Source organism: Acidovorax sp. Root217 (assembly GCF_001428645.1).
In the GTDB taxonomy this organism is placed as follows: domain Bacteria; phylum Pseudomonadota; class Gammaproteobacteria; order Burkholderiales; family Burkholderiaceae_C; genus Acidovorax.
Window position 1 is genome coordinate 152,274 of the sequence record NZ_LMIH01000034.1, and the last position, 26,196, is coordinate 178,469.

24 protein-coding genes are annotated in these 26,196 nt (G+C 65.8%); 11 read left to right on the forward strand and 13 right to left on the reverse strand.

Annotation, left to right across the window (positions count from 1 at the left end; translation table 11 throughout):
* Positions 1-26: 26 nt before the first annotated feature.
* Positions 27-356 (reverse strand): iron donor protein CyaY, encoded by a 330-nt coding sequence (cyaY, locus tag ASE31_RS25865; RefSeq protein ID WP_057205126.1) that lies wholly within the window; start codon positions 354-356, stop codon positions 27-29.
* A 12-nt stretch (positions 357-368) separates the two neighbouring features.
* On the opposite strand from cyaY, the gene ASE31_RS31265 reads away from it, so the two are divergent.
* Positions 369-578, forward strand: a complete 210-nt coding sequence (locus ASE31_RS31265; protein ID WP_082604374.1) for a lipoprotein — start codon at positions 369-371, stop codon at positions 576-578.
* A gap of 122 nt (positions 579-700) precedes the next feature.
* The gene (locus ASE31_RS25870; RefSeq protein WP_057205129.1) at positions 701-1,525 is read left to right on the forward strand and encodes an MBL fold metallo-hydrolase; all 825 of its coding nucleotides are present in this window, start codon (positions 701-703) and stop codon (positions 1,523-1,525) included.
* Between the two features lie 7 nt (positions 1,526-1,532).
* Here the strand turns inward: ASE31_RS25870 and ASE31_RS25875 are convergent, their stop codons facing one another.
* The 5 genes from ASE31_RS25875 to ASE31_RS25895 form a co-directional block, all read right to left on the reverse strand.
* On the reverse strand, positions 1,533-2,189 hold the full coding sequence (locus ASE31_RS25875; protein WP_057205261.1) for a sulfite oxidase heme-binding subunit YedZ: 657 nt from the start codon (positions 2,187-2,189) through the stop codon (positions 1,533-1,535).
* Positions 2,190-2,218: 29 nt separating this feature from the next.
* Positions 2,219-3,217 (reverse strand): protein-methionine-sulfoxide reductase catalytic subunit MsrP, encoded by a 999-nt coding sequence (gene msrP / locus ASE31_RS25880; RefSeq protein WP_057205132.1) that lies wholly within the window; start codon positions 3,215-3,217, stop codon positions 2,219-2,221.
* A 144-nt stretch (positions 3,218-3,361) separates the two neighbouring features.
* A complete protein-coding gene (gene ccsB / locus ASE31_RS25885) occupies positions 3,362-4,702 on the reverse strand; it encodes a c-type cytochrome biogenesis protein CcsB (RefSeq protein WP_057205133.1) in 1,341 nt (446 codons plus the stop codon).
* Positions 4,699-6,852, reverse strand: coding sequence for a cytochrome c biogenesis protein ResB (locus ASE31_RS25890; protein WP_057205136.1), 2,154 nt, complete (start codon positions 6,850-6,852; stop codon positions 4,699-4,701). The genes ccsB and ASE31_RS25890 overlap by 4 nt, the downstream gene beginning before the upstream one ends.
* Before the next feature lie 162 nt (positions 6,853-7,014).
* The gene (locus tag ASE31_RS25895; protein WP_057205138.1) at positions 7,015-7,656 is read right to left on the reverse strand and encodes a cytochrome c; all 642 of its coding nucleotides are present in this window, start codon (positions 7,654-7,656) and stop codon (positions 7,015-7,017) included.
* 73 nt (positions 7,657-7,729) lie between these two features.
* Between ASE31_RS25895 and yihA the strand changes: the two genes are divergently transcribed.
* Together yihA and ASE31_RS25905 are read left to right on the forward strand one after the other, a co-directional pair.
* Entirely contained in the window at positions 7,730-8,479 is a 750-nt protein-coding gene (gene yihA, locus ASE31_RS25900; protein ID WP_057205140.1) for a ribosome biogenesis GTP-binding protein YihA/YsxC, read from the forward strand.
* Positions 8,480-8,535: 56 nt separating this feature from the next.
* Positions 8,536-9,441 (forward strand): alpha/beta fold hydrolase, encoded by a 906-nt coding sequence (locus tag ASE31_RS25905; RefSeq protein WP_057205143.1) that lies wholly within the window; start codon positions 8,536-8,538, stop codon positions 9,439-9,441.
* A gap of 14 nt (positions 9,442-9,455) precedes the next feature.
* Here ASE31_RS25905 and ASE31_RS25910 read toward each other — a convergent pair whose 3' ends face one another.
* A complete protein-coding gene (locus tag ASE31_RS25910; RefSeq protein ID WP_057205145.1) occupies positions 9,456-10,322 on the reverse strand; it encodes a lysophospholipid acyltransferase family protein in 867 nt (288 codons plus the stop codon).
* On the reverse strand, positions 10,319-11,188 hold the full coding sequence (locus ASE31_RS25915; protein WP_057205147.1) for a lysophospholipid acyltransferase family protein: 870 nt from the start codon (positions 11,186-11,188) through the stop codon (positions 10,319-10,321). The genes ASE31_RS25910 and ASE31_RS25915 overlap by 4 nt, the downstream gene beginning before the upstream one ends.
* A 132-nt stretch (positions 11,189-11,320) precedes the next feature.
* Here ASE31_RS25915 and metK point away from each other — a divergent pair, with 132 nt between their 5' ends.
* The 3 genes from metK to ASE31_RS25930 all read left to right on the forward strand — a co-directional run bounded on the left by metK (position 11,321) and on the right by ASE31_RS25930 (position 13,637).
* Entirely contained in the window at positions 11,321-12,502 is a 1,182-nt protein-coding gene (gene metK, locus ASE31_RS25920; protein ID WP_057205150.1) for a methionine adenosyltransferase, read from the forward strand.
* A gap of 456 nt (positions 12,503-12,958) precedes the next feature.
* Complete coding sequence (locus ASE31_RS25925; RefSeq protein WP_057205152.1) at positions 12,959-13,144, forward strand: DUF1328 domain-containing protein; 186 nt, start codon at positions 12,959-12,961, stop codon at positions 13,142-13,144.
* Positions 13,145-13,181: 37 nt separating this feature from the next.
* On the forward strand, positions 13,182-13,637 hold the full coding sequence (locus ASE31_RS25930; protein WP_057205155.1) for a hemerythrin domain-containing protein: 456 nt from the start codon (positions 13,182-13,184) through the stop codon (positions 13,635-13,637).
* Positions 13,638-13,665: 28 nt separating this feature from the next.
* Here ASE31_RS25930 and ASE31_RS25935 read toward each other — a convergent pair whose 3' ends face one another.
* On the reverse strand, positions 13,666-14,907 hold the full coding sequence (locus ASE31_RS25935) for a diguanylate cyclase (RefSeq protein ID WP_057205158.1): 1,242 nt from the start codon (positions 14,905-14,907) through the stop codon (positions 13,666-13,668).
* A gap of 331 nt (positions 14,908-15,238) precedes the next feature.
* Between ASE31_RS25935 and ASE31_RS25940 the strand changes: the two genes are divergently transcribed.
* From ASE31_RS25940 to ASE31_RS25955, 4 genes are read left to right on the forward strand one after another with little or no spacing between them, the layout of a single operon-like run.
* Entirely contained in the window at positions 15,239-16,093 is an 855-nt protein-coding gene (locus ASE31_RS25940; protein ID WP_057205160.1) for a hypothetical protein, read from the forward strand.
* A 10-nt stretch (positions 16,094-16,103) separates the two neighbouring features.
* The gene (gene pncB / locus ASE31_RS25945) at positions 16,104-17,294 is read left to right on the forward strand and encodes a nicotinate phosphoribosyltransferase (RefSeq protein ID WP_057205163.1); all 1,191 of its coding nucleotides are present in this window, start codon (positions 16,104-16,106) and stop codon (positions 17,292-17,294) included.
* 18 nt (positions 17,295-17,312) lie between these two features.
* Complete coding sequence (locus ASE31_RS25950) at positions 17,313-19,013, forward strand: NAD+ synthase (RefSeq protein WP_057205166.1); 1,701 nt, start codon at positions 17,313-17,315, stop codon at positions 19,011-19,013.
* Positions 19,014-19,026: 13 nt separating this feature from the next.
* A complete protein-coding gene (locus ASE31_RS25955; protein WP_057205167.1) occupies positions 19,027-20,073 on the forward strand; it encodes a bifunctional nicotinamide-nucleotide adenylyltransferase/Nudix hydroxylase in 1,047 nt (348 codons plus the stop codon).
* 57 nt (positions 20,074-20,130) lie between these two features.
* Here the strand turns inward: ASE31_RS25955 and ASE31_RS25960 are convergent, their stop codons facing one another.
* The 4 genes from ASE31_RS25960 to ASE31_RS25975 all read right to left on the reverse strand — a co-directional run bounded on the left by ASE31_RS25960 (position 20,131) and on the right by ASE31_RS25975 (position 26,175).
* Positions 20,131-21,654 carry a methyl-accepting chemotaxis protein gene (locus tag ASE31_RS25960; RefSeq protein ID WP_057205170.1) on the reverse strand — a complete coding sequence of 508 codons (1,524 nt, stop codon included), beginning with the start codon at positions 21,652-21,654 and terminating at the stop codon, positions 20,131-20,133.
* Positions 21,655-21,904: 250 nt separating this feature from the next.
* A complete protein-coding gene (locus ASE31_RS25965; RefSeq protein ID WP_057205173.1) occupies positions 21,905-23,161 on the reverse strand; it encodes a Zn-dependent hydrolase in 1,257 nt (418 codons plus the stop codon).
* A 22-nt stretch (positions 23,162-23,183) separates the two neighbouring features.
* Positions 23,184-24,635: a dihydropyrimidinase gene (hydA, locus tag ASE31_RS25970; RefSeq protein WP_057205176.1), complete on the reverse strand. Its 1,452-nt coding sequence runs from the start codon at positions 24,633-24,635 to the stop codon at positions 23,184-23,186.
* Between the two features lie 82 nt (positions 24,636-24,717).
* Positions 24,718-26,175 (reverse strand): NCS1 family nucleobase:cation symporter-1, encoded by a 1,458-nt coding sequence (locus tag ASE31_RS25975; protein ID WP_057205178.1) that lies wholly within the window; start codon positions 26,173-26,175, stop codon positions 24,718-24,720.
* Positions 26,176-26,196: the final 21 nt, after the last annotated feature.

The following is a 26,196-nucleotide window of genomic DNA, read 5'->3' on the forward strand; positions in this document are numbered from 1 at the left end:
CATTGCGCGCGGCTGGTTCGCGCGCGTCAGGCGGAAAAGGCCAGCGGCATCCCCGACTGGGTGCGCGCATCCTCGGTCAGCCGCGCAAAGAACTCGCCGCCCCCCTTGGTGTCCTGCCAGGCCGAGCCATCGAACTTGTAATGGTAGCCACCCGACTTCGCAGCCATCCACACCTCGTGCAGCGGTTTTTGCAGGTTGATGACGATCTGGCTGCGGTTCGCGAAACTCAGCGTGATCATGCCGCCCGAGCGCTGGTTGTCGATGTCGGCGTCCGTGGTGTCATTGAGTTCATCGCAACTGCGCTCAACGGCCGCCAGCAGTTTCTCGGCATGGTCCTGGAATTCAAGGTCAGTCATTACAATTCGCGCATGTTGAAAGCATCCCAAATTCTAGTCAGGACGCTTGTCCTTGCTTCCAGTGCGGCGGCCATCACGGGTTGCGGTCAGCGCGGCCCGCTGTTCCTGCCCTCCGGTCCTGCGGCCGCGCAGCGCGCCACCTTGCCCGAAACCCTCACGCCTGGCGCCGCTCCCTCGACGGCCACATCAGCGCCCCAGCCCCCCGCTTCTACGGCACGCTGACCCCGTCCGTCTTCGGGAACCGGGCATCCACCGGCCCTTGATTGCCAATGGCTTGATTTCCATCAAGCCGCCTGACCATGTGCCGTCCTACAGTCGGTTTTTCACTGCACTGCAGCATTGCCATGGCCATCGAACTGTACCGAGACAAGAACCACGCCTGCCTGATGTTCACCGATCTGATCGAGGAGGATGGCCAGGCGGTACAGGCCAACCAGTTCCTGATCGTCGACGACGGCACCGGGGCCATCATCGACCCCGGCGGCAACCTCGCATTCAACGAGCTGTTCATGGGCATGACCCAGCACTTCCCTCCGCACAAGCTGTCCTACCTGATCGCCTCGCACGCCGACCCGGACATCATCGCCTCGCTGGACCGCTGGATGACCAGCACCAAGGCCTCGCTGGTGATCTCGCGCGTCTGGGAGCGCTTCGCGCCCCATTTCACCAAGGTCGGCAAGACCGAGAACCGGGTGATCGGCGTGCCCGACAGCGGCGGCCGGCTGCCGCTGGGCCGCAGCGAGCTGATGCTGCTGCCCGCGCATTTCCTGCACTCCGAAGGCAATTTCCACTTCTACGACCCCATCAGCCGCATCCTGTTCACGGGCGACCTGGCCGTATCGATGACCTCGGGTGCGGAAGCCGGCATTCCCGTCACCGATCTGGCTGCGCACATTCCGCGCATGGAGGGCTTCCACCGCCGCTACATGGTCTCCAACAAGATCCTGCGGCTGTGGGTGCGCATGGCGCGGCAGTTGGACATTGCCATGCTCGTGCCGCAGCATGGCGCGCCCATCCTGGGCAAGAAGGCCATCAACGACTTCTTCGACTGGGTGGAGAACCTGATGTGCGGCATCGACCTCTTCGACGACCGCGCCTACCAGATCCCCACGGCCTTCATCGACCCCGTCACCCGGCAGATGCGGCCCGCGCTGCGTGCCGTCGGCTGAGACGCCGCTAGCGCTGCGCAGCGGCACCTTGCCGCGCTGCTGCGATGCCGGCAGCCGCCTTGGCTGCCCGCTTGCGCAAGGCCTGCCACACCCGCCAGCCCAGCAGCACCGCCAGGATGGCCGCGTACACCGCCACCTCGCCGAAGTTGTTCTTGCCAGCGCGCATCCAGAAGAAGTGCAGGATCGCCAGGCCCGCCACGGCATACACCGTGCGGTGCAGCACCTGCCAGCGCTTGGCACCCAGCGCGCGGATGGCGCGGTTGAACGAGGTGGCCGCCATCAGGGAGAGCAGCACGAACGCCAGGAAACCCACCAGGATGAAAGGCCGCTTGGCAATATCCACGGCAATGTCGTTTACCTCGAAGCCCATGTCGAACCAGCTGTAGCTCAGCAGGTGCAGCAGCGCATAGAAGAACACGAACACCCCCAGCATGCGCCGAAAGCGCGCCAATTGGGGTGTGGACGTCATGACGCGGACAGGCGTCACCGCCAGCACCAGGCACAGCGCACGCAGGGTCCAGTCGCCCGTGGCGCGGATCAGCGCCTCGGCCGGATTCGCACCCAGTTGGTTGGCCACCGTGGCATACACCAGCCACGCCAGCGGCAGCAGGCACAGCACGAACACCACAGGCTTGGCCAAGGGGTGGAGCAGGAACTTTCGCATGGCGGCGAAGGGGTCGGTCACAGGCGGGTTCAGAAAAATTTCTTGAGGTCCATGCCCGCGTACAACTGGCCGACCTGGGCCTCGTAGCCGTTGAACATCAGCGTCTTGCGCTTCTTGGCGAACAACCCATCCTCGCCAATGCGCCGCTCGGTCGCCTGGCTCCATCGGGGGTGGTCTACCGTTGGGTTCACGTTTGAATAGAAGCCGTACTCCTGCTGCGCCGCCTTGTTCCAGGCCGTACCCGGTTCCTTGTCCGTGAAGCGGATCTTGACAATGCTCTTGGCGCTCTTGAAGCCGTACTTCCATGGCACCACCAGGCGCACCGGCGCGCCGTTCTGGTTGGGCAGCACTTCGCCGTACATGCCGAAGGCCAGCAGGGTCAGGGGGTGCATGGCCTCGTCCATGCGCAAGCCTTCCACGTACGGCCAATCGAGCACGCGCGAGCCCACGAAAGGCATGGTGGCCTTGTCCGCCAGGGTCACGAACTCCACGTACTTGGCGCTGCCCTGCGGTTCCACCCGCTTGATGAGTTCGGCCAGCGAGTAACCCACCCACGGGATCACCATCGACCAGCCCTCCACGCAACGCAGGCGGTAGATGCGCTCTTCCTGCGCACTCAGCTTGAGCAGGTCTTCGATGCCGTACTTGCCCGGCTTCTTCACCAGCCCCTCCACTTCCACTGTCCAGGGCGAGGTCTTGAGGGTGTGCGCATTGCGCGCCGGGTCGGCCTTGTCGGTACCGAACTCGTAGAAATTGTTGTAGGTGCTGGCGTCCTTGTAGTCGGTCACCTTCTCCATCGACACCGCGCCCGCCACGGACGATTTGCTGCCCGCCAGCGCTGTCAGCTTGCCGGGCCGGGCGGGGGCCTGCGCCAGGGCTTCGCGGCCGGCCCAGGCGGCCATTGCCGCACCGGCTGCACCACCGGCCATCAGGCGCAGTATGTCGCGGCGCCCTTCGTAGGCTGCGCGCGGCGTGATGTCGGAGGAATGCGGGTGGTTGAAACCCGAGTCGCGGGAGTGAAATGGCATGTGGGGCTCCGGTCAGGCGGTGATGGAATCGTCTACGGGTAGAGCGATACCACCCCTAGTTCGTTCCAAATACGGATCAGGTTACACCGTGGATGCAATCTTTGCAGGACCCGCTCCCCGTATCCTGCGCCTCGCGTGCTCGTCCTACAGCGTACCGTAGCTGTGCAGCCCGCTCAGAAACATGTTGACCCCGAGGAAGGCGAAGGTCGTGACCGCCAGGCCCACCAGAGCCCACCAGGCCGACACCGTGCCACGCAGGCCCTTCATGAGGCGCATGTGCAGCCAGGCGGCGTAGTTGAGCCAGACGATCAGCGCCCAGGTCTCCTTGGGGTCCCAGCTCCAGTAGCCGCCCCAGGCCTCGGCCGCCCACAGCGCGCCCAGCACCGTGGCAATGGTGAAGAACGCAAAGCCCACGGCGATGGCCTTGTACATCACATCGTCCAGGATCTCGAACGAAGGCAGGCGCTCGGCGATGCGCTTGCGCCCCAGCAGGATGCCGGCCACGATCAGCGCCGAGATGCCGAAGTACACCATCCAGTAGCTGCCGCCGTTCTCCGTCGCGCCCTGGCGGAACACGATGGGCTCGAAACACAGCACCACGCCCAGCAGCCACAGCGGCGCCAGCTTGTACCAGCGCGTCTCCGTGGCCTGCTGCTTGATCAGGTAGGCAAATGCCACCATGGCCGACAGCGCGAACGTGCCGTAGCCGATGAAGTTGGCTGGCACGTGCAGCTTCATCCACCAGCTCTTGAGCGCAGGCACCAGCGGCTGGATCTCGTGCGCCTCGCGCACCACCGTGTACCACAGCAAAAAGCCCACGGCCGCGCTTACCACCAGCATCACGAAGCCGCCCAGGGCGCGCGTCTTGTACTGGGCTTCGTAGTACAGATAGAAAGCAGCCGTCATCCAGCAGAACAGCACGAACACCTCGTACAGGTTGCTGACCGGGATGTGACCGATGTCGGGCCCGATCAGGTAGCTCTCGTACCAGCGCACCAGGGTACCGATCAGCGCCATGCCCACCGCCACCCAGGCCAGGCGCGAGCCGATCAGGTTCATGGTGTGGCCCTCGCCACGCGCGAACATGCCAATCCAGTAGAACGCCGTGCTCATGAAGAACAGCATGCTCATCCACAGAATGGCCGACTGGCTCGACAGGAAGTACTTGAGCCCGAACACCGTGTCGGCGCGCGCCAGGCTGCCCGCCCCATCGACCTGGTACAGGCCGATGGCCATCAACGCCACCGCAGTCACCACCAGCATCAGCGTGCGCAGCGGGCGCCAGAACCAGCCCAGCCAGATGGTCGAGGGAATGGCCCCGAGCAGGATCCCCTTTTCGTACACATCCATGAAGCTGCCATAGCGCTGCAGCGCATACAGCGCCCCCACAGCGACGATGGCCGCAAAGGCCCAGTCCAGCCAGTTGCGGCGGGAGAAGAACCCTTCGTTCAGGGTGATCGTGGTGTTGCGGGTGGCCGTGTTCATGGGTTGCCTTGCAGGGGCGGTGCCCCGATCAGTTTTTCTGCGAGCTCTACAAACTCCCGGTCGCCGTCCATGGTCTTGCGATTCGTCGAGAGCGCCATCATGGCATGCGCCTTATCACCCTGCGGCGCCACCCAGACCCAGATGCGGCGTTCGCGGATGTAGAGCATGGCAAAAACGCCCAGAATGAGCAAGGCACAGCCCAGGTAGACGATGTTCCTGCCGGGCGCGCGGGCCACCTGGAACACGCTGGCCTGCACCTGCGTGAAGTCCTTGAGTTCGAAGGCAATGGCCGCCGGGTAGATCTGCGCATCGCTCAGCGACAGCACGGCCTGCGTCATGAAGCCGCGCGTCTTGTCGTCCGGCGGCAGGGGCTGCAGGCCCGCATTCTTGCGCGACAGTTGCGCCAGCTCGAACAAGGTGCCGTTCAGGATGCGGATCAGCACCTCGCCTGCGCGGCCCCGCTCGGCCTCCGGCACGTTGGATTCCATGAAGTCGGAAATCGCCTGCAACCCGCCCGTGGGCTTGCCGTCCACGATGCCATTGCCGGCAAACAGCGCCAGCGCGCGCAAGGCCGATTGCGCCAATTGCTCGCCCACGTCGGGCCGCGATGGATCGATGGCCTGCGCCACATAGCTGCGCACCGCCTGTTCGCGCGCCGCCGGGTCGGCCAGCGCCACGCGCAGGCGCAGGAATCCGTCCATCCCGCCCTGGTCATCGGCAGGCACCCGCAGGTAGCGAAACGGGTCTGCCGGCATGTCGCGCACACCCAGCAGGTACACCGGCACGCCATCGCCTGTGTCCACGGGCAGCATGTAGTTGTGGAACTCGCGCGCCTGGCCTGCCGCATCGCGCAGCTTGTAGCTCACGCTCGGGCCCACGTTGCGCAGTTCCTTCTTGGTCACGGTCTTGTTGGCGGCGCCCAGGCGCGACTCCACGGCCTCGCGCAGGTCGACCTTGCGCACGTCCACACCCGTGGCGCCCGGGCCGGCACCGCCGAAGTTCTCGACGTTGATGGTGCGCAGCGCCGTGAACTCCAGCGTCATGGTGTCGCTGCCCGCCGCGCCGCCCTTGTTGGTCAGTTGGGTCGAATCACCCACCACCCCTTCGACGTCGAAGGCCTTGGCGCCCGGCGCCATGGGCACGGCGCGCAGCTTCAGGTGTGAGCCGCCGTCGTCGAAGCTCGACTGGTAGATCTCCACGCCCTTGTAGCTGGCCGGGTGGTTCACCTCCACGCGCGCCGGCGTCTTCTCGCCCGTGGCCTTGTCGTGGATGACGATCTCGCTGGCAAACAGCTTGGGCATGCCCGTGGAATAGTGCTCGACGATGAATTTCTTGAGCTCGATGGCGAACGGCAGGTCCTGCAGCAACACGCCATCGGACTGGTTCAGGAGGGCCGTGCTCGATTGCGTGCCCTCGGCCACCAGCAGGTTGCCACGAAAGGTCGGGTTGCGCTCGGACAGCCGGTGCTCGGGCTTCACGTCCGCGATCAGTCCGCCACCGGTATAGGGCGTCTTGCCGCCCAGCAGCATCTGCGCACGCACGATCAGGTCCCCATCGAGCAGCCCGCCCACGCACACCAGCACGATGGCGCTGTGCGCAGCGATGTAGCCGATCTTGTTGGCCGCGCCGGCCTTGGCCGCCACCATCCAGCCCGTGCCAGCGCCAGCCGGCGTATCGCGCTGCTGCAGGCGCACCTTCCAGCCGCCACCGGCCAGCAGGGCGCCGATGCGCTTGGCCTCGGCCTCGGGGCCCTCGGGCAGATCGGCCTCGGCTTTGTGGTGGAAGGCCTTGAGACTCTGCTCGCGGATGTTTTCCTTGTACACCCGGATGTCCACCAGGATCTTGGGCGTGTTGCGGGCGATGCACAGCGAGGTGCTCAGCACCAGAAACGCCAGGATCAGCAGGAACCACCAGGCGCTGTACACCGCATTGAGTTGAATGGCGCTGAACAGCGCTGCCCAGAAGGGGCCGAACTGGTTCACATAGTTCGCCGCCGGCTCGTGCTGCTTGAGCACGGTGCCGATCACCGAGGCGATGCAGATCACCGTCAGCAGCGAGATCGCGAAGCGCATCGAAGACAGCATCTCGATCACGGCGCGCAAGGCCTTGGAGCCGTACTGGACGCGAACGCCTTGGGTGTTGTCAGACATGGAGGAAAGAGGGGCGATGGGGCAGGCAAAGAAAAAGGACGGGACCATCTGCTCGATGGACCCGCCCTTTTTGGGTTTGTTATTGGCGGTTGGTTCCGGTCGGCCCGCGCTGTGTGGGCCTTGCTTGAGAAAGATCAGTCGATCAGTCGATCAGTCGATCCATCAACGCAGGCCGGCGATGTAATCCGCCACGGCCTTGATCTCGCGGTCGTTCAGCTTGGCTGCCACCTGCGTCATCTGCAGGCTGTTGCCGCGCTTGCCGTCGCGGAAGGCGACGAGCTGCGTGGCGGTGTAGTCGGCATGCTGGCCGGACAGGCGCGGGTACTGGGCCGGGATGCCGGAGCCATTGGGGCTGTGGCAGCCGGCACAGGCCGCGATCTGGCGGTCGGCAATGCCGCCGCGGTAAATGCGCTCGCCCATGGAGACCAAGGCCTTGTCCTTGGCGAAGCCCGGCTTGGCCGCCTTGGCCGTCACCCAGTAGGCGATGTTCTTCATGTCCTCGTCGGACAGGGCCGAGGCAAAGCCCTTCATCACGGGATCGTTGCGCTTGCCGGACTTGAATTCCTGCAGTTGCTTGACCAGGTACTCGGGGTGCTGCTGCGACAGCTTGGGATTGGCAGCGATGGCCGAGTTGCCGTCCGCGCCGTGGCAGGCAGCGCACACCGCAGTGAAGCTGGCCTCGCCTTTGACAAGGTCGGGCTTGGCGGCCTTGGGTGGCGCAGCGGGAGTCTCGCCCGCAGAAAAAGCCGGGAAAGCGGGCACTGCCAGCACGGCAGCCATCAGCATAGAGGCGAGCAACTTCATATCGAGGGTCTGTGTTTATGTGCGCGAAACCGCACGATTCTACAATGAGGCCCCGCAAGCACCTCAACCCCCCATGACGACCACTCCTTCTGCGCCAGTTGCTGGCTCTCTCCCGCCCGCACCCGACGCCAAAGTCGCCATGGGTTGGATGCACACGGCCAGGTTCCTGACCACGGCGGCGCAACTGCACCACCTGCCCCCCATCACGGTGCCCGAGATTGCGTTCGTGGGCCGTTCCAATGCCGGTAAATCCACCTGCATCAACACGCTCACGCAGCAAAAACAGCTTGCATTCGCCTCCAAGAAGCCCGGCCGCACCCAGCACATCAACCTGTTCTCTCTGGGAAAACAGGGTGTGATGGACGCCGTGCTCGCCGATCTGCCGGGCTACGGCTATGCCGCCGTCTCGCGCTCGGACAAGGTGCGCTGGCAGCAGGTGATGGTCAATTACCTGGTCAGCCGCCCGGGCCTCACGGGCATCGTGCTGCTGTGCGACCCCCGCCTGGGCCTCACCGAACTCGACGAAGCCCTGCTCGAAGTGGTGCGCCCCCGGGTCGAGGAAGGGCTCAAGTTCCTCATCGTGCTCACCAAGGCCGACAAGCTTACCCGTGCAGAGCAGGCCAAGATACTGTCGATCACGCGACTGCACGCCGGCGGCGGCGACGTCAAGATGTTCTCTGCCCTCAAAAAGCAGGGGGTAGACGAGGTGGCCCAACTGCTGTGGCAGTGGGCACACCCGGTGCCTGGTGCCGAGCTGGCGCAGGGCGACGAACCTGCGCCGGACGCCGACAGCGCCGACGACCAGGAACCCGAGGAAGATTGAACGCCAGTGCTGGACCCATGCGCGCTGGCAGCTACACAAACGATAGCAATAGCGCCATGATCAGCAACCGCACCATTCCCCTGTCCCACGGCACGACCCTGCACTGCCGCGAAAGCGGCGCCGCCGGGCGGCCCGTGCTGCTGTTCCTGCACGGCTTTCCCGAAGGCGCCTTCATCTGGGATGCCATGCTGTCGCACTTCGCGCTGCCCGAAAACGGCGGCTACCACTGCGTGGCCCCGTATCTGCGCGGGTTTGGCGAATCGAGCAGCCCCGCAGCCGTCGATGCCTACCGGGCCAAGCACCTGGTGCAGGATCTTGCGGCACTGATCGAGATCGTGAGCCCCGGCCAGCCGCTCGAATGCCTGGTGGCCCACGACTGGGGCGGGGCAGTAGCCTGGAATCTGGCCAACCAACAGCCGCAGCGCATGAAGCGCTTGGCCATCGTCAACTCACCCCATCCCGGCACCTTCCTGCGCGAACTGCAGCACAACGCCGCGCAACAGGCCAGCAGCCAGTACATGCATTTCCTGTGCCGGCCGGACGCCGAAGCCCTGCTGGCCGAGAATGATTTCGCGCGCCTGTTCGCGTTTTTCGACGATCCCGAAGGCCGGGCGCCGCAGTGGTTGACCGACGGGGTGCGCGCGCAATACCGCACCCTGTGGCAGCAGGGCCTGACCGGCGCCTGCAACTATTACCGCGCCAGCCCCCTGCGACCGCCGCGAGGCGACGACAACACCATCGCCAACATCACCCTGCCCGACAGCATGCTCACCGTGTCGGTGCCCACCCTGGTGGTCTGGGCGATGGACGACCCCGCTTTGCTGCCCGGACTGCTCGATGGCCTGCCGGGCTGGATTCCCCAACTGCAGATCGACAAGATCGAAGGCGCATCGCACTGGGTGGTGCATGAGCAGCCGGATCGGGTAGCGAGCGCGCTCGCGGGCTTTCTGCGCGGAGGCTGAGCCCCCGCTTCGCTTCAATAGATCGAAGGCTCGCCCTCGGGCCGGGTCTTGAAGCGCTTGTGTACCCAGTAGTACTGCCCCGGCGTCACGTCGATGTACGACTGCAGGTACTGGTTCATCAGCGCCGTGTCGGCCTCGGCGTCGTCGGTGGGGTATCCGGGCCAGGCGGGCGACAGCTCGGCCACATAGCCCGCGGGCGTGATGCGCGTGACCATGGAGATCACCTTGGCACGCCCCAGCCGGGCGAAGCGCGACAGCGACGGCACCGTGGCTGCTGTCACGCCGTAAAAGGGCACGAACAGCGAATCGTTGCGTCCGAAATCCATGTCGGGCAACAGGTACAGCAGGCCGCCCTTGCGCAGCCCGCTCAGGATGGGCTTGACGCCATCGCCCCGGTTGAGCATGCGCACATTGCCAAAGCGCTGGCGCCCGTTGCGGATCCAGACATCCACCGCCGGATCGGGCTGGGGCGTGAAGATGGAGGTGAAGGCCCGGTCGGTGTGCAAGGTGAGCGCGGAGCCTCCGGCATCCATGCCGTAGAAATGCGGCGCAAAGATGATGGTCGGCGTGTCCCCCAGCAACTCGTCCAGCGCGCCTTGCAGCTTCACACGGTCCAGCACCACCTCGCGCGGGGCGAACCACAGCCAGCTGCGGTCCAGCCAGGTCTGGCAGAAACCGACGAAGCTTTCGCGCGCCCACTGGCGCCGCTGGGCCTCGGTGGCATCGGGAAAGCACAGCGCCAGATTGCGCAGCGCCACCTTGCGCCGCGGCGCCGCCACCAGGTACAGCGCCTGGCCGATGAACCAGCCCATGCCCCGCAGCACGCGCAGCGGCAGCAAGGCCAGCAGGCGCATGAACAACACCCCCAGGCGCCCGGTCATGCGGCACCTCCGGCAGGCGTTGCAGCAGCGGCAGCGGCTTCCACACGGGGCTGCTTGTAGCGGCCATAGCCCCAGAGGTACTGGCCTGGGGATTGTCGTATCAGATGTTCCATGGCCTGGTTGATCTGCAGCAGTGCTGCGTCGGCGTCCTGCGCCAGCGGTGCGGCGGGCAGGGGTTCGAAATGCACCACGTAGCCACGGCCCCAGGACAGGCGCTCGCAGCGCGCCAGGACGACCACCGCGCCCGTCTGGTGGGCAAGGCGCACGGCCAGCGTCATGGTGTAGGCGTCCTTGCCGAAGAAAGGGCTCCACTGGCCCTGGCCCTGTGGCGGCACCTGGTCAGGCAGCAGGCCCACGGCCTCGCCCCGGCGCAGCGCCTTGATCATCTGGCGCACGCCAGAGAGGTTGGTGGGCACGGCCTGCATTCCGGGCCGGTTGCGGGCCGTCTCCATCACCTTGGCGAGCCAAGGCTGGCGCGCAGGGCGGTAGAGCACGGTGATGGGGCCGTGGTCGGCACTCCAGCGCAGGGCGGCCGCCTGGGCCGAGAACTCGAAGCAGCCCAGGTGGGGCGTGAGGTACAGGATGCCACGGCCCTGGGCATAGGCCGCCTCCACGCAGGCCCCGCCCTCGATGCGAAACGGCAGCGGGGCCCCCAGCCACAGGCGCGGCAACTCGGCCACCATGCGGCCTGCATCGCCCACGGCGGCGCTCACATCACCGAAGCGGTAGCCGGCCTGCGACGCATTGGCCCGAAAGCGCCTGCGGTAGATGGGAGAGGCCAGAAATGCCACCCAGCCCATGGCCGCGCCCAGGCCATGGAGCAGCCACAGTGGCAACACGGAAAAGAGACGGAACAAAGATGGCATTAAAATGACGGGGTCGCTGAGTTAAATGAGCAACTTGCAGGGCGACGTTAAATAAATCTGCTAAAGCGTTCGCCAAAGCTCCTTCGGGGTGAGGGCAACGCCCCAAATGCCGGAACACAGGAGTTTATTCAAATGGCGAACGACTTTCTTTTTACCTCGGAATCCGTCTCCGAAGGCCACCCCGACAAAGTGGCCGACCAGATCTCGGATGCGATCCTCGATGCGATCTTCAAGCAGGACCCCCGCAGCCGCGTCGCCGCCGAAACGCTGACCAACACCGGCCTCGTGGTGCTGGCGGGTGAAATCACCACCAACGCCCACGTGGATTACATCCAGGTCGCGCGCGACACCATCAAGCGCATCGGCTACGACAACACCGACTACGGCATCGACTACAAGGGCTGTGCCGTGCTCGTGGCCTACGACAAGCAATCGAACGACATCGCCCAGGGCGTGGACCAGGCCAGCGACGACCACCTGAACACCGGTGCCGGCGACCAGGGCCTGATGTTCGGCTACGCCTGCGACGAAACGCCCGAGCTGATGCCCGCGCCTATCTACTATGCGCACCGCCTTGTGGAGCGCCAGGCCCAGTTGCGCAAGGACGGGCGCCTGCCCTTCCTGCGCCCCGATGCCAAGAGCCAGGTGACCATGCGCTATGTGGACGGCAAGCCACACAGCATCGACACCGTGGTGCTCTCCACCCAGCACCACCCCGACCAGAGCGAAACCGCCAAGACGATGAAGGCCAGCTTCATCGAGGCCGTGATCGAAGAGATCATCAAGCCCGTGCTGCCCAGCGAGTGGCTCAAGGACACCAAGTACCTGATCAACCCCACCGGCCGCTTCGTCATCGGCGGCCCGCAAGGCGACTGCGGCCTGACCGGCCGCAAGATCATCGTCGACACCTACGGCGGTGCCTGCCCCCACGGCGGCGGCGCCTTCAGCGGCAAGGACCCAACCAAGGTGGACCGCTCGGCCGCCTACGCCGCACGCTACGTGGCCAAGAACATCGTCGCCGCCGGCCTGGCGCGCCAGTGCCAGATCCAGGTGGCCTACGCCATCGGCGTGGCACGCCCCATGAACGTGACCGTCTACACCGAAGGCACGGGCGTGATCCCCGACGACAAGATTGCCGCACTGGTGCAGGAGCATTTCGACCTGCGCCCCAAGGGCATCATCCAGATGCTGGACCTGCTGCGCCCGATCTACGAAAAGACCGCCGCCTACGGCCACTTCGGCCGCGAAGAACCCGAGTTCACCTGGGAACGTACGGACAAGGCTGCTGCACTGCGTGCAGCAGCAGGGCTGTAAGCCCTCCGCGCACCAGCGCGGCTTTCCGCACGTGGGCGAAGCTCATATCGCGCCAGCGATGTGAGCGCAGACCAAAAGACCGACAAAGCTGCTGCGCTTCGCGCAGCAGCCGGGCTGTAAGCCCGCCGCGCAAATAGCGCGGTTTTTCGGTCTTCGGGCGAAGTTCATATCGCGTAAGCGATGTGAACGCAGACCAAAGTACGGACAAGGCTGCTGCACTGCGTGCAGCAGCAGGGCTGTATGCCCGGCGCTCCCCCTCTTCGGGAAACTTCTGTAAAACAAAGCCGCAGCGCTCACCGCGCTGCGGCTTTGTCGTTTCCGGGCCCGAGCTCCATCGGATCGGCGCTCTCCTACACCCACACTCCGCACCTGCCGACGCTCCCAGCACGGCCACTCCGGTATCTTTCAGTCACATCTAATTCGCAGCAGATGCTGCCCCTACTGCAAGGAACCAACATGCTCAAGTACGCCATCATTTTTGCCCTGATCTCGCTGGTTGCCGGTGCACTGGGCTTCACCGGCGTGGCGGCGGGCACGGCAGGCATTGCCAAGATCCTGTTCGTGTTGTTCCTGGTGCTGGCCGTGATTTTCGTGGTCCTGGCGGCCATCGGTGTCGGTGCGGCCCACAAGGCCCTCAAGTAAGCCGCATTGCCTGCACCCCTCACTGCCAAGGATCCCCATGAGCCAACAGAATATCTTTGAAGCCCTGCGCGAGAGCCACGAGCTGCAGCGCAACCTGTACCGCCGCCTGACAGAAACCAGTGGCGATACGCCCGAACGGCAGGAACTGTTCCTGCAGCTCAAGACCGAACTGGCAGCCCACGAGCTGGCCGAAGACCGGAATTTCTATGCGCCGCTGATGCAGCTCGACGCCGGCATGGACCTGTCGCGCCACGCGATTTCGGAGCACCACCAGATCGATGAGCTGGTGGAATCCCTGGAAAAAGCCGACCCCGCCACCCCTGCCTGGCTGCCTCTGGCGAAAAAACTGGCCGAGAAGGTGGAGCACCATCTCAAGGAAGAGGAACACCGCTTCTTCCAGATGGCCGGCAAGCTGCTGACCGAAAAGCAGAAGACCTCGCTCGCTGGCGACTACCTGACCGACTACGACGAGGCCAAGGCAGCCACGGCCTAATCTGGCCGTGGCGCTGCGAGCCCTGGTTTCAGACCGCGTCCTTGGCCTGCACCACGCAGTTGCGGCCGCTGGACTTGGCCACATACAGGGCCGTGTCGGCGCGCTTGATCAGCGCGTGCGCATCTTCCACCTGGTTCCAGGTGGCCACACCGAAGCTGGCACTCACATGGCCCACCGCGTCGAAAGGCACGGTGGCGATGCGTGCGCGCACGGCTTCGGCCATGGCCATGGCAGCGTCAACCGGCGTTTCCTTGAGCAGCAAAATGAACTCCTCGCCACCGAAGCGCGCCGCGCAATCGGACGAGCGCAGCAGCTCGCGCACCCGCAAGGCCGTGGCCTTGAGCACCACATCGCCCGAATCGTGGCCGAAGGTGTCGTTGATGCGCTTGAAGAAGTCGATGTCGAACATCACGACCGAGAGGCTGCTCTTCTTGATGCGCGTGTCGGCCATCTCGGCCTCCAGCCGCTCGAAGAATTTGCGGCGGTTCACCAGGTCGGTCAGAAAGTCCTTGGTCGCCAGGTCTTCGAGCTTGCGGTTCAGGCGTGCCATGGGCTCGATCACCAGCGACGACAGCGACAGGTTCAGTATCGCGAACAGCAGCAAAAAGCTGCCCGCCAGCGCCGTCATCACGGTGTTGAAGGTCGTGCGCGCCTTCTCGAGCGGGTAGAACATGGGCACCCGCACCACCTGGATGCCGATGGTTTCATTCATCTGCCAGCCAAAGCCGTTCTTGTCGCCGTAGATCTTGAGCATGGTTGGGGGCGCAGCAGCGGGCGTGCTGTGGCAGGCCAGGCACTGCGCCTGCTTGATCGTGATGGGGCGCGCCACGTACAGCGTGCGGTGCATGCCCTCGCCCACCTCACCGGTCACTTCCTTCTTGAGGTCTGCACGGCCTTCGCGGAAATCCTTGACGATGCGCTCCTCCCACTCGTTGGCACGGTCGCGCACATTGGTGGGGTTGAGCACCGCCTCCTTGTACTCGTAGCCCGGAAAGCGGTTCTGCAGCCGGCGCAGCGTTTCGGTGGCGGCAAAGGCCGGCACCGTCTGCGGCAGGAACTGCTCGGCCAGCGTTACATCGAGGTGCGGCTTGACCAGTTCGGTCGTGTAGTCGCGGATGGCCATCGCTGCGTGCATCATCAACTGTGAGTTGTGCTGCACCTCCTCGATGGCCGTCTTCTGCAGAAAGCGGTGCACGTACAGGCCCGTGCCTGCCGCCGCCACCAGCAGCACGCAGGCCAGCACCAGATTGAATTTGAGCCGCAATGACATGGATAACCCTCGTAGCCGACTGTAGCCAGCATGTATGACGGATGGCAAGCAAGCCTTGGCAGCCCGCGGCGCACCCCATCGTGGTGGTGTCGTGCGCATCCCAGGACCGAAAGGCCCATTGCAACAAGACACAAAGTTTTCGTTTGTGCCAGATTTTGCACGCCCGGTCCAATGAAATTCGCCCAGGGGCGTGCTGGGTGGAACACCCTCTCCACCCTGGGGCGCGATCCGGTCATCCGGCCACGCATTCGGAATTGGCTTTAAGCAACTTAGTTGCACAGTTGAATTAACTGATTTACACTGGCGCCACCGACAGACAAGGACAAGAACCATGGCACACACCACCCAGTTTCTGGTGATCGACCCGCAAAACGATTTCTGCGACCTGCCCGCTGCCTGGCAACCCGCCCACCCGGTCACCGGCATACGCAGCGCCCCCTCGCTGCCGGTCGCGGGGGCCCATGCCGACATGCAGCGCACGGCCGCCTTCGTCCGTGCCTGCGGTGCACTGCTCGACGGCATCACCATCACCCTCGATTCACACCAGCAGTTCGACATCGCCCACCCCGGGTACTGGCAGCAGACGGATGGGCGGGCCGTGGCGGCGTTCACGCCCATCACGGCAGCCCAGGTGCGCGCCGGCGCCTTCGCGCCCCGCAATGGTGCTCTGCTGCCGCGCACCCTGCAGTACCTGGACGCGCTAGAACAGCAAGGCCGCTATATCCACATGGTGTGGCCCGTGCACTGCGAGATCGGCAGCTGGGGCCACGGCGTGCACGCCGAAGTGCTGGCTGCCTGCGGCGAGTGGCAGCTGCAACGCCAGCGCGCGGTGCGCAACGTGTTCAAGGGCACCAATCCCTTCACCGAGCACTACAGCGCCATCCAAGCCGAGGTGCCCGATACGGACGACCCGGACACCGCCCTGAACACCCGCCTGCTTGCAGCGCTGGGCACTGCCGACCGGGTGTTCATCGCCGGCGAGGCCAGCAGCCACTGCGTGCGCGCCACCACCGAACACATCGTGCAGCAGCTGCCGCGGCTGCAGCCAGGCTGGACGCCCGCGCGCATCACCCTGCTGACCGACTGCATGAGCCCCGTGGGCGGCTTCGAGGCCGAGCACACCGGTTTTCTCGACGCCATGCGCGCGCAGGGCGTGCAGCTGGCGCATAGCACCGACCATTTCTGAGGATCCAACCATGTCCGACCACGTCATCCACAGCCTGCTCGATACCGACCTCTACAAGTTCACCATGTGGCAGGCCTTGCTGCACGGCCACCCGCAGACGCAGAGCGAGTACCGCTTCGTCTGCCGCAACCAGAGCGCTTACCCGCTCACCGATCTGCTGGCCGACGTGAACGCCGAACTCGACCACCTGTGCACGCTGCGTTTCGCGCCCGACGAACTGGCCTACGTGGGCGGGCTGCGCTACATCAAGAGCGACTTCATCGATTTTTTGCGCATCTTCCAGTTCCAGCGCAATTTCATCGAGGCGTCTGCCGAGGACGGGCAGTTGCACATCGTGGCACGCGGCCCGCAGGTGCACGTGATGGGCTTCGAGATCTTTGTGCTGGCCATCGTCAACGAGCTGTACTTTCGCCGCTTTGACCCCAACGCGGCCCTCGCCGAAGGCCGCCGCCGCCTGGCCGCCAAGGTGCAGACACTCAAGGACCTGGCACAGCAGGCCACGCGGCAGCACCCGTTCGAGCTGTTCGACTTCGGCCTGCGCCGGCGCTACAGCGGCGCCTGGCAGCGCGAGGTGGTGCAGACCTTCGCCCAGGAAACACCGCAGTGGTTCAAGGGCACATCCAACGTGCTGCTGGCGCGCGACCTGAACCTGGTGCCCATCGGAACCATGGCCCACGAGTACCTGCAGACCTACCAGGCCCTGGGCGTTCGGCTGCGCGACTTCCAGAACACGGCCCTCGAAGAGTGGGTGCAGGAATACCGGGGCGACCTCGGTATCGCGCTGACCGACACCGTGGGCATGGACGCCTTCCTGGCCGACTTCGACCTGTACTTCGCCAAGCTGTTCGATGGCCTGCGCCACGACTCAGGCGACCCGGTGGCCTGGGGCGAGAAGGCCCTGGCCCACTATGCGCGCCTGCGCATCGACGCACACACCAAGCGCCTGGTGTTCTCCGACGGGCTGGACCTGCCGCGCGCCCTGGCGCTGTACCAGCACTTCGGCGACCGCACGCAACTGGGCTTCGGCATCGGCACCAACCTCACCAACGACATGGGGCAGACGCCGCTGAACATCGTGATGAAGCTCACCCGCGCCAACGGCCAGCCCGTGGCCAAGCTCTCCGACACGCCCGGCAAGACGCTGTGCGACGATGACACCTTCCTTGCCTATCTCCGCCAGGTCTTCAATGTGAAGGCGTAAGCAATCCCGAGGATTTCCATGCTCCGCATCACCCTTGCCCAACTCAACTTCACCGTCGGCGACATCGAAGGCAACGTCACGCGCATGGTCGCCGCCGCGCGCCAGGCCGCCAGCGAGCGGGCCGATCTGGTGGTCTTCACCGAACTCGCGCTGTGCGGCTACTACCCAGGCGACATGCTCGACGAAAGCGCCCTCCAGCAGCGCGTGGCCGCCGGGCTGGCCGCGCTGCAGCAGGCATCGGCCGAGCTGCCCGGCCTGCACTGGGTGGTGGGCGCGCCCACGCCCGCGCAAGGGCCCGGCAAGCGCCTGCACAACAGCCTGCTGGTGCTGCAAGCCGGCGAGGTGCGCCTGCGCTATGCCAAGCAGCTGCTGCCCACCTACAACATCTTCGACGAACGCCGCCACTTCGAGCCGGGCCCCGACGTGGCCAAGGTGCTGCGCATCGGCAATGCCCAGGTGGGCCTGCTGATCTGCGAGGACGGCTGGAACGACAGTGGCGCCGACTACGCGACCAACCCCTTCGACCGCATGCGCGATGCCGCGCCCGATCTGGTGGTGAGCATCAACGCCAGCCCCAGCCACATCGCCAAGCGCGAGCAGCGCCACCAGATCTTTGGCGACGCCTCGCGCCGCAACGGCCTGCCCATCCTGTACGTGAACCAGATCGGTGGGCACGACCAGATCGTGTTCGACGGCGCATCGTTCGCGGTGGAGCCCGAGGCCGGCATCGTCTTCGAGGCCCGGCGTTTCGTGGAGGACGTGCGCACCCTGCAGTTCGACAACGGGCGCTTCCTCACCGCCGAAGGGGAGACGCCCGAGCCCGTGCCCGCGCAGGGCCTCCCCACCATGGAGTTCTACCGCCAGCAGATCATGCTGGGCCTGTCGGACTATGCGCGGCGCTGCGGCTTCAAGCAGGTGGTGGTGGGCAGTTCGGGCGGCATCGACAGCGCGCTCACCCTGGCGCTCGCTGCCCAGGCGCTGGGCCCCGAGAACGTGGTGGGCATCACCATGCCCTCGCGCTTTTCATCCAGCGGCTCGGTGGACGACTCGGTGGCCCTGTGCCAGAACCTGGGCGTGCAGTTGCTTACCCACCCCATCGCCGACCTGGTGGCCGTCTATGCGCAGCAGTTCGAAGCCAGCTTTGGTCAGGTGCTGCAAGGCCTGCCGCTCGAGAACCTGCAGGCGCGCATCCGCGGCACGGTGCTGATGGAGTATTCCAACGCCTTCGGCCACCTGCTGCTCACCACGGGCAACAAGTCGGAGATCTCGGTGGGCTACTGCACGCTGTACGGCGACACCAACGGTGGCCTGGGGCTGATTGGCGACCTGTACAAGACGGAGGTCTTCGCCCTGTCGCGCCACATCAACGCGCATGCGGGCCGTGAGCTGATACCCGAGGCCATCATCGACAAGGAGCCCTCGGCCGAGCTGGCCCCCAACCAGCGCGACGTGGACAGCTTGCCGCCCTACCCGGTGCTCGACGAGGTCCTGAAGATGCTGATCGAGGGCGACCGCCTGGCACCTGCCGAGTACGATGCCGCCCTGGCCTTCGTACAGCAACTCGAACAGGGTGACGACGGCCGCACGCTAGTGCAGCGCGTGCGCATGATGGTCGCCCGCAACGAATACAAGCGCCGCCAGGCGCCCCCCATCGTGCGCGTGCGTGCGCGCGCCTTCGGCAGCGGGCGGCAGATGCCGATCGCTGCCCGCTACGTCTGATCCAATGCACCCCATGTACGACACCGCCCTCTATATCGGCCGCTTCGAGCCCGTCCACCAGGGCCACATGGCCCTTTTGCAGCACGCGCTGGACAGCGCGCGCCAGGTCATCGTGGTCATGGGCTCGGCCTGGCAGGCCCGCTCGCCCAAGAACCCCTTCACTGCCGGCGAGCGCGAGCAGATGCTGCGCGAGGCCCTGCCCGAGGCCGACCGTGCCCGTGTGCAGGTGCTGCCGGTGCGCGACTACTACAACGAAGCCGTGTGGGTGCAGGCTGTGCGCGAGGGCGTCGCCCGCATTGCGCCTGCGGCCGGCCGCATCGGCCTGGTGGGCCACTTCAAGGACGCCACCAGCAGCTACCTGGGCGCCTTCCCAGGTTGGGAATTGATCAACATGGAGCGCCAGGGCCGCATCGACGCCACCGCCATCCGCGACGCCTACTTCGGCGCCACGCCGACCACCGTGCGCACAGAGCTCGACGATCTGGCGGGTGAGATGCCTGCAAGCACGCTGGACTTTCTTGAAAGCTTTGCACTGACGCCACACTTCGAGGCGCTGCAGGAAGAATGGCGCATGCTGCGCCGCTACCGCGAGGCCTGGTCTGCAGCGCCCTACCCGCCCGTGTTCGTGACCGTGGACGCCGTGCTGCGCTGCCAGGACCATGTGCTGCTGATCCGCCGCGCCCATGCACCAGGCAAGGGGCAACTGGCCGTGCCCGGCGGCTTCATCGAGCAGCGCGAGACGGTGTGGCAGTCGTGCCTGCGCGAGCTGGTGGAAGAGACCCACTGCAAGCTGCCCGAAGGCACCATGCGCGCCGCGCTGCAATCCGTGGCCGTGTTCGACCACCCCGACCGCAGCCAGCGCGGGCGCACGCTCACGCATGCGCACTACTTCGACCTGGGCCAGGCCCCGTTCCCCACCGTGCAGGCCGATGACGACGCCCAGCAGGTGCAGTGGACGCCGATTGCCGAACTGGCGGGCATGGAAGAGGAGTTCTTCGAGGACCATTTCCACATGCTGGACCATTTTCTGGGGCTGACCGGCTCCGCCCGGCCCGCATAGCACCTGGAAACGAAAAAAGGCAGGGCGAACCCTGCCTTTGTGAGGGCCTGCCCCGGATCAGGCCACGCGGAACTGCCCCACGGTCTGCGCCAACGCCACGGCCTGCTGGCTCAGCGACTGGGCCGCCGCCAGGGCCTCCTCGACCAGCGCGGCATTCTGCTGCGTGCCCTGGTCCATCTGCGAAATGGCCTGGTTCACCTGGGCGATGCCGGCGCTCTGCTCGGCGCTGGCAGCGCTGATCTCGGCCACCATGGTGGTCACGTTCTTCACACCGTCGACCACCTCGCGCATGGTGGAGCCGGCCTGCTCCACGAGCTGGGTGCCCACACCGACCTTGGCCACGGAGTCGTCGATCAGGCCCTTGATCTCCTTGGCGGCGGCGGCACTGCGCTGCGCCAGGCTGCGCACTTCGCTGGCCACCACGGCAAAGCCACGGCCCTGCTCACCCGCGCGCGCCGCTTCCACGGCGGCATTCAGCGCCAGGATGTTGGTCTGGAAGGCGATGCCGTCAATGACGCTGATGATGTCCACGATCTTGCGCGAGGACTGGTCGATGGAGCCCATGGTGCCCACCACCTGCTGCACCACGTCGCCACCACGCACAGCCATGTCGGAGGCAGCACGCGCCAGCTCATCGGCGCGGCGTGCGTTGGCCGCGTTCTGCTGCACGGTGGAGGTCAGCTGCTCCATCGATGCCGCCGTCTCCTGCAAGGCACTCGCCTGTGATTCGGTGCGGCCCGAGAGGTCGCCGTTGCCGGCAGCGATCTCGGCCGAGGCGGTGTTGATCGAATCGGTGCTGTCGCGCACCTGGCGCACCAGGTGGGCCAGGTTGTCGCGCATGGCGCGGATGGCGTGCAGGATGCTGGTCTGGTCGCCTGGCTGGGTGATGACCTCCACGGCCAGGTTGCCCTCGGCGATCTGCGTGACCACGTCGGCCGCATACTGCGGCTCGCCGCCGAGCTGGTGCACCAGCGTGCGCAGCATCTGCCAGGCCATGAGCGCGACGATGAGCATCAGCACAGCGCCGATGGACAGCAGGATGGCCGTGTTGCGCCAGAAGGCCTCGTCGATGTCGTCGATGTAGTCGCCAAAGCCGATGGTCCAGTCCCAGGGCTCGAACTTGATGATGGCGTAGAGCTTTTCCACCTCGTCCTTGGCACCGGGGCGCGTGCCCTTGGCGATCACCGTACCGATGGTCTTGCCCTGCAACGCGGCGCGGTAGCGCACGCCGGCTTCCTTGCCGCCCTTTTCATCGACGATGCCGATGCGCTTGGGGTTGGGGTGCACGTAATTCACGTCGTCGGTGAAGCCCCGCACGAAGAAGTACTTGTCCTTGTCGACGAAGCTGCCGATGTTGCGCTTGGCTTCCTTCTGCGCGTCCTCCTTGGAAAGGGCCCCGCTCTTTTCCTGGTCATGGGCATTTTGCGCCGCCGCATGGGCCAGCACCACCAGGTTGGACAGCTGCGCCGTGCGCTCCTTCATCATCGACTGGTACAGCGTGGTCAAGGCCACGGCGGAGAGCACGACCAGGCCCAGCAGGGTGGCCGCGCACAGCCATAGGATTCGGGTTCGCAATTTCATGGGCAGGCTTTCTCTCTCAGGATACGGAACAAGACGTAACCAGAAGATACACCCGCGCTGCCCGATTTTTAATCAAAACCTCGATTTGTCACGGTTTTGTCACATTTGCACGGCAGGCGCCTCTGCCTGCGCAAGCCGCTGGCACCGGGGCAGGAGGCCAGGCAGCCTCCCACCGGGGCCCGCTCCAACGACAAATGTAAAACCCGCCCGGCGTGTCGCGCAGCCACAACGCGGGCGAGGGTGGGCATGCTCAGGTGCCTGCGCGCTCGAGCATGGCATGCAGCAGCACGTTGCACCCTGCCGTGATGTGTTCCGGCTTGGCATCCTCGATCTCGTTGTGGCTGATGCCGTCCTTGCACGGAATGAACACCATGCCGGCGGGCGCCAGGCGCGCCATGTAGACGGCGTCGTGCCCCGCGCCCGAAACGGCAGGCATGTTGGAGTAGCCCAGCTTGGCGGCAGCGCGCGCCACGGCGTCCACGCAGTCGGCGTGGAACACCTGCGCCGGGTAGGCCGAGACCTGCTCGATCACGATCGGCAGGCCGGTGTCGGCGCTGAGCTTGGCGGCCACGGCGCGGATGTCCTGGTCCATGCTCTCGCACAGCGCGTCGGTGGCATTGCGCAGGTCGATGCTGAACTTGACCTGGCCCGGGATGACGTTGCGGCTGTTGGGGTGCACATGCACCATGCCCACCGTGCCGCGCCCGTGCGGCGGGTGGCGGTGGGCGCAGGCCACCACCTCCTGCATCAGGTGCGTGGCGACCTGCAGCGCATCCTTGCGCAGGGCCATGGGCGTGGGGCCGGCATGGGCCTCCATGCCGGTCACGGTGCAGTCGTACCAGCGGATGCCGAGCACGCCGGTGACCACGCCGATGGTCTTGTCGTGGTCCTCCAGCACCGGGCCCTGCTCGATATGGGTCTCGAAGTAGGCGCCGATGGGGTGGTCGCCTGGTACCTGCTCGCCGATGTAGCCGATGCGTTCGAGCTCGCCCTTGACGGTCTTGCCCTCGGTATCGGTGGCGGCGTAGGCATGCTCCAGCGTGAAGGCCTTGGCGAACACGCCCGAGCCCATCATCACCGGCACGAAGCGCGAGCCTTCTTCGTTGGTCCAGAAGGCCACCTCGATCGGCGCCTCGGTCTCGATGCCGTGGTCGTTCAAAGTACGCACCACTTCGATGCCGGCCAGCACGCCGTAGTTGCCATCGAACTTGCCGCCCGTGGGCTGGGTGTCGATGTGGCTGCCGGTCATGATGGGCGGCAGGCTGTTGTTGCGCCCCGGGCGGCGCATGAAGCCGTTGCCGATCTGGTCGATGGTGACCGCCATGCCGGCCTCGCGCGCCCAGCGCGTGACGAGGTCGCGGCCCTGCTTGTCCAAGTCGGTCAGCGTCAGGCGGCACACGCCGCCCTTGGGCGTGGCGCCGATCTGCGCCAGCTCCATGAGCGAGGCCCACAGGCGCTCGCCGTTGATGCGCAGGCTGTCGATGTCAGTCTTGACTTTGGTGTCCATGGTGTTCTCCGGATCGGTTCTGTCAGCGGGCCACCGCAGTGGGTGCCAGGTCCTGGGCGCGCTTTTGCACGGCCTGGAAGTTGGCGCCGAAGGCCGGGCGCTTGAGGTAACGGCCCTGGCCCTGCTCGGCGCGCAGGTCGCCGTTGGCGTACACCACGCGGCCCTGGCTCACGGTGTGGCTCGGAATGCCGCGCACGGTGCGACCCTCGAAGATGTTGAAGTCGCCCTTGCTGTGCTGGGTCTTGGCCGAGAAGGTCTTGGTGCCCTCGGGGTCCCACAGCACCAGGTCGGCGTCGGCGCCCTCGCCGATGAAGCCCTTGCGCGGGTAGATGTTGAACAGCTTGGCCGCGTTGGCCGAGGTGATGGCCACGAACTCGCTGGGCGTCAAGCGCCCGGTGTTGACGCCGCCATCCCAGATGGCGGCCATGCGCTCTTCCACACCGCCCGTACCGTTGGGGATCTTGGCAAAGCTTTCCTTGCCCATGGCCTTCTGAGCGGCGCAAAAGGTACAGTGGTCCGTCGCCGTGGTGTGCAGTTGGCCCGACTGCAGACCGCGCCAGAGCGCCTCCTGGTGCCCTTTGGGGCGAAACGGCGGGCTCATCACATAGGCGGCGGCCTTGGCAAAGTCGGGGTCGCGGTACACGCTGTCGTCGATCAACAGATGGCCGGCCAGCACTTCGCCATACACCCGCTGGCCGCGCGCGCGGGCACGGGCAATGGCGTCAGCCGATTCCATGCAGCTCACATGCACCACGTAAATGGGCACCCCCAGCACGTCGGCAATCGCAATCGCGCGGTTGGCGGCCTCGGCCTCGACCATGGGTGGGCGCGACAGCGGATGGCCCTCAGGGCCGGTGATGCCCATCTTGGCCACCTCCTGCTGCAGCAGGTACACGAGCTCGCCGTTCTCGGCATGCACCGTGGGCATGGCGCCCAGCTCCAGCGCGCGCTTGAAGCTGTTCACCAGGGTTTCGTCGTCGCACATGATGGCGTTCTTGTAGGCCATGAAGTGCTTGAAGCTGTTCACGCCCTCCTCCTGCACCAGCGTGCCCATGTCGGCGCGCACCTGCTCGCTCCACCAGGTGATGGCGACGTGGAAGCTGTAGTCGGCCGCCGACTTTTCGGCCCAGCCGCGCCACTTGCGGTAGGCGTCCATGATCGACTCCTGCGGGTCGGGGATCACGAAGTCGATGATGCTCGTGGTGCCACCCGCCAGGGCCGCGGCCGTGCCGGTGAAGAAGTCGTCCATGGTGACGGTGCCCATGAACGGCAGCTGCATGTGGGTGTGCGGATCGATGCCGCCGGGCAGCACGTACTGGCCGCTGGCGTCGAGCACCTGCGCGCCCGCAGGCGCCTGCGCGGCCGCCCCCTCCCCGACGGCCACGATGCGGCCATCCACACACAGCACGTCTGCGCGCTGCTCGCGGTCTGCATTGACCACGGTGCCACCGCGGATCACAAGGGCTTGGCTCATGGGGTTCTCCTTCAGGGGTTGCTGGGGTGGCCGAGGCCGCAGGCCCGCAGCAGGCCGGGTGAGGCCGCTGCAGGGCAGGACGTCATTTCTTCTTCGCGGTCAGGTAGTAGTAGGTGCCGGCGACAGCCAGGCTGAAGAACCAGCCAAAGTCGAACAGCGACTGCAGCAGGCCCGGGACGGAGCCCTTGTCGAGCACGCCCGACACCGCCAGGTAACCGGGCAGGCAGGGCAGCACGCCCAGGAAGAACGCGACCAGCGCATGGATGTTCCAGCCATTGCTGTACTCGTATTCGCCACCACGGCGGTACAGGTCGTCCACCTTGAGCTCGCCCTTGCGCACCAGGTAGTAGTCCACCAGCAGGATGCCGGCGATGGCACCCAGCAGCGTGCCGTAGCCGCCGAGCCAGGTGAACAGGTAGCCGCCCGAGGTGGCCAGCAGCTTCCAGGGCATGAACAAGAGGCCGATGAGCGCGGCGATCATGCCTCCCATGCGAAAGCTGATCTTCGATGGCGCGATCTGGCTGAAGTCGTACGAGGGCGAGACCAGGTTGGCCGCCACGTTGGTGGTCAGGTTGGCCAGCAGGATGACCAGCAGGCCGATGCCGGCGGCCACGCTGCCCATCTGCGTGAGCAGGCCGTCAGGGAACAGCTGCGCCTTGCCGTAGAGGATGGCCGAGGCCGAGAAGCCGATGACGCCCACCATGGAGAAGAGGGCCATGGGAATGGGCAGGCCGATGGCCTGGCCGATGACCTGGTCCTTCTGCGAACGCGCAAAGCGCGTGAAGTCGGGGATGTTCAGGGCCAGCGTAGCCCAGAAGCCCACCAGCCCGGTCAGCGCCGCCCAGGTCTTGGGCCCGCCCTCCACCACCTTGGCGGGCAGGTTGAACAGTTGGCCAGCGGGCACCTTCATCATCAGCACCACGACCAGCAGCAACGAGGCGCCCACCATCAGCGGCGCGGCGATCACCTCCAGCAAGCGGATGGATTCCGGCCCCTTCCAGATGAACCAGAGGTGCACCGCCCAGAACGCCAGGAAGCACGTGAACTGCGAGGTGCTGATGGTCTGCCCGTCGGCCGGCCCCGCGAGCCCCATGCCCAGGATGTTCAGGAAGCCGTGCAGCGCCAGCGCGCCGAAGTAGCAGTTGATGGAGAACCAGCCGCAGGCCACCAGCCCGCGCAGCACGGCCGGCAGGTTGGCGCCTTTGACGCCGAAAGAGGCGCGCGCCAGCACCGGGAACGGCACGCCGTAGCGCGGCCCCACGCGGCCGATGAGCACCATGGGAATCAGCACGATGCAATTGGCCAAAAACACCAGCCACACCGCCATCTGCCAGGTGAAGCCCTGGTCCAGCATGGAACTGGCCATGGTGTAAGTGGGCACGCAGACCACCATGCCCACCCACAGGGCGGCATAGTCCTTCCACGCCCAGTGGCGCTGCGCCTGCGTGGTGGGGAGCAGATCTTCGTTGGCCAGCGGATTGGACGCTGCGCCGGGCAGATGCCCCGCCCCATGGGCGGCGCTGCCGGTACTGTGGTTCATGCCTTTACTCCTCTGTGAAAT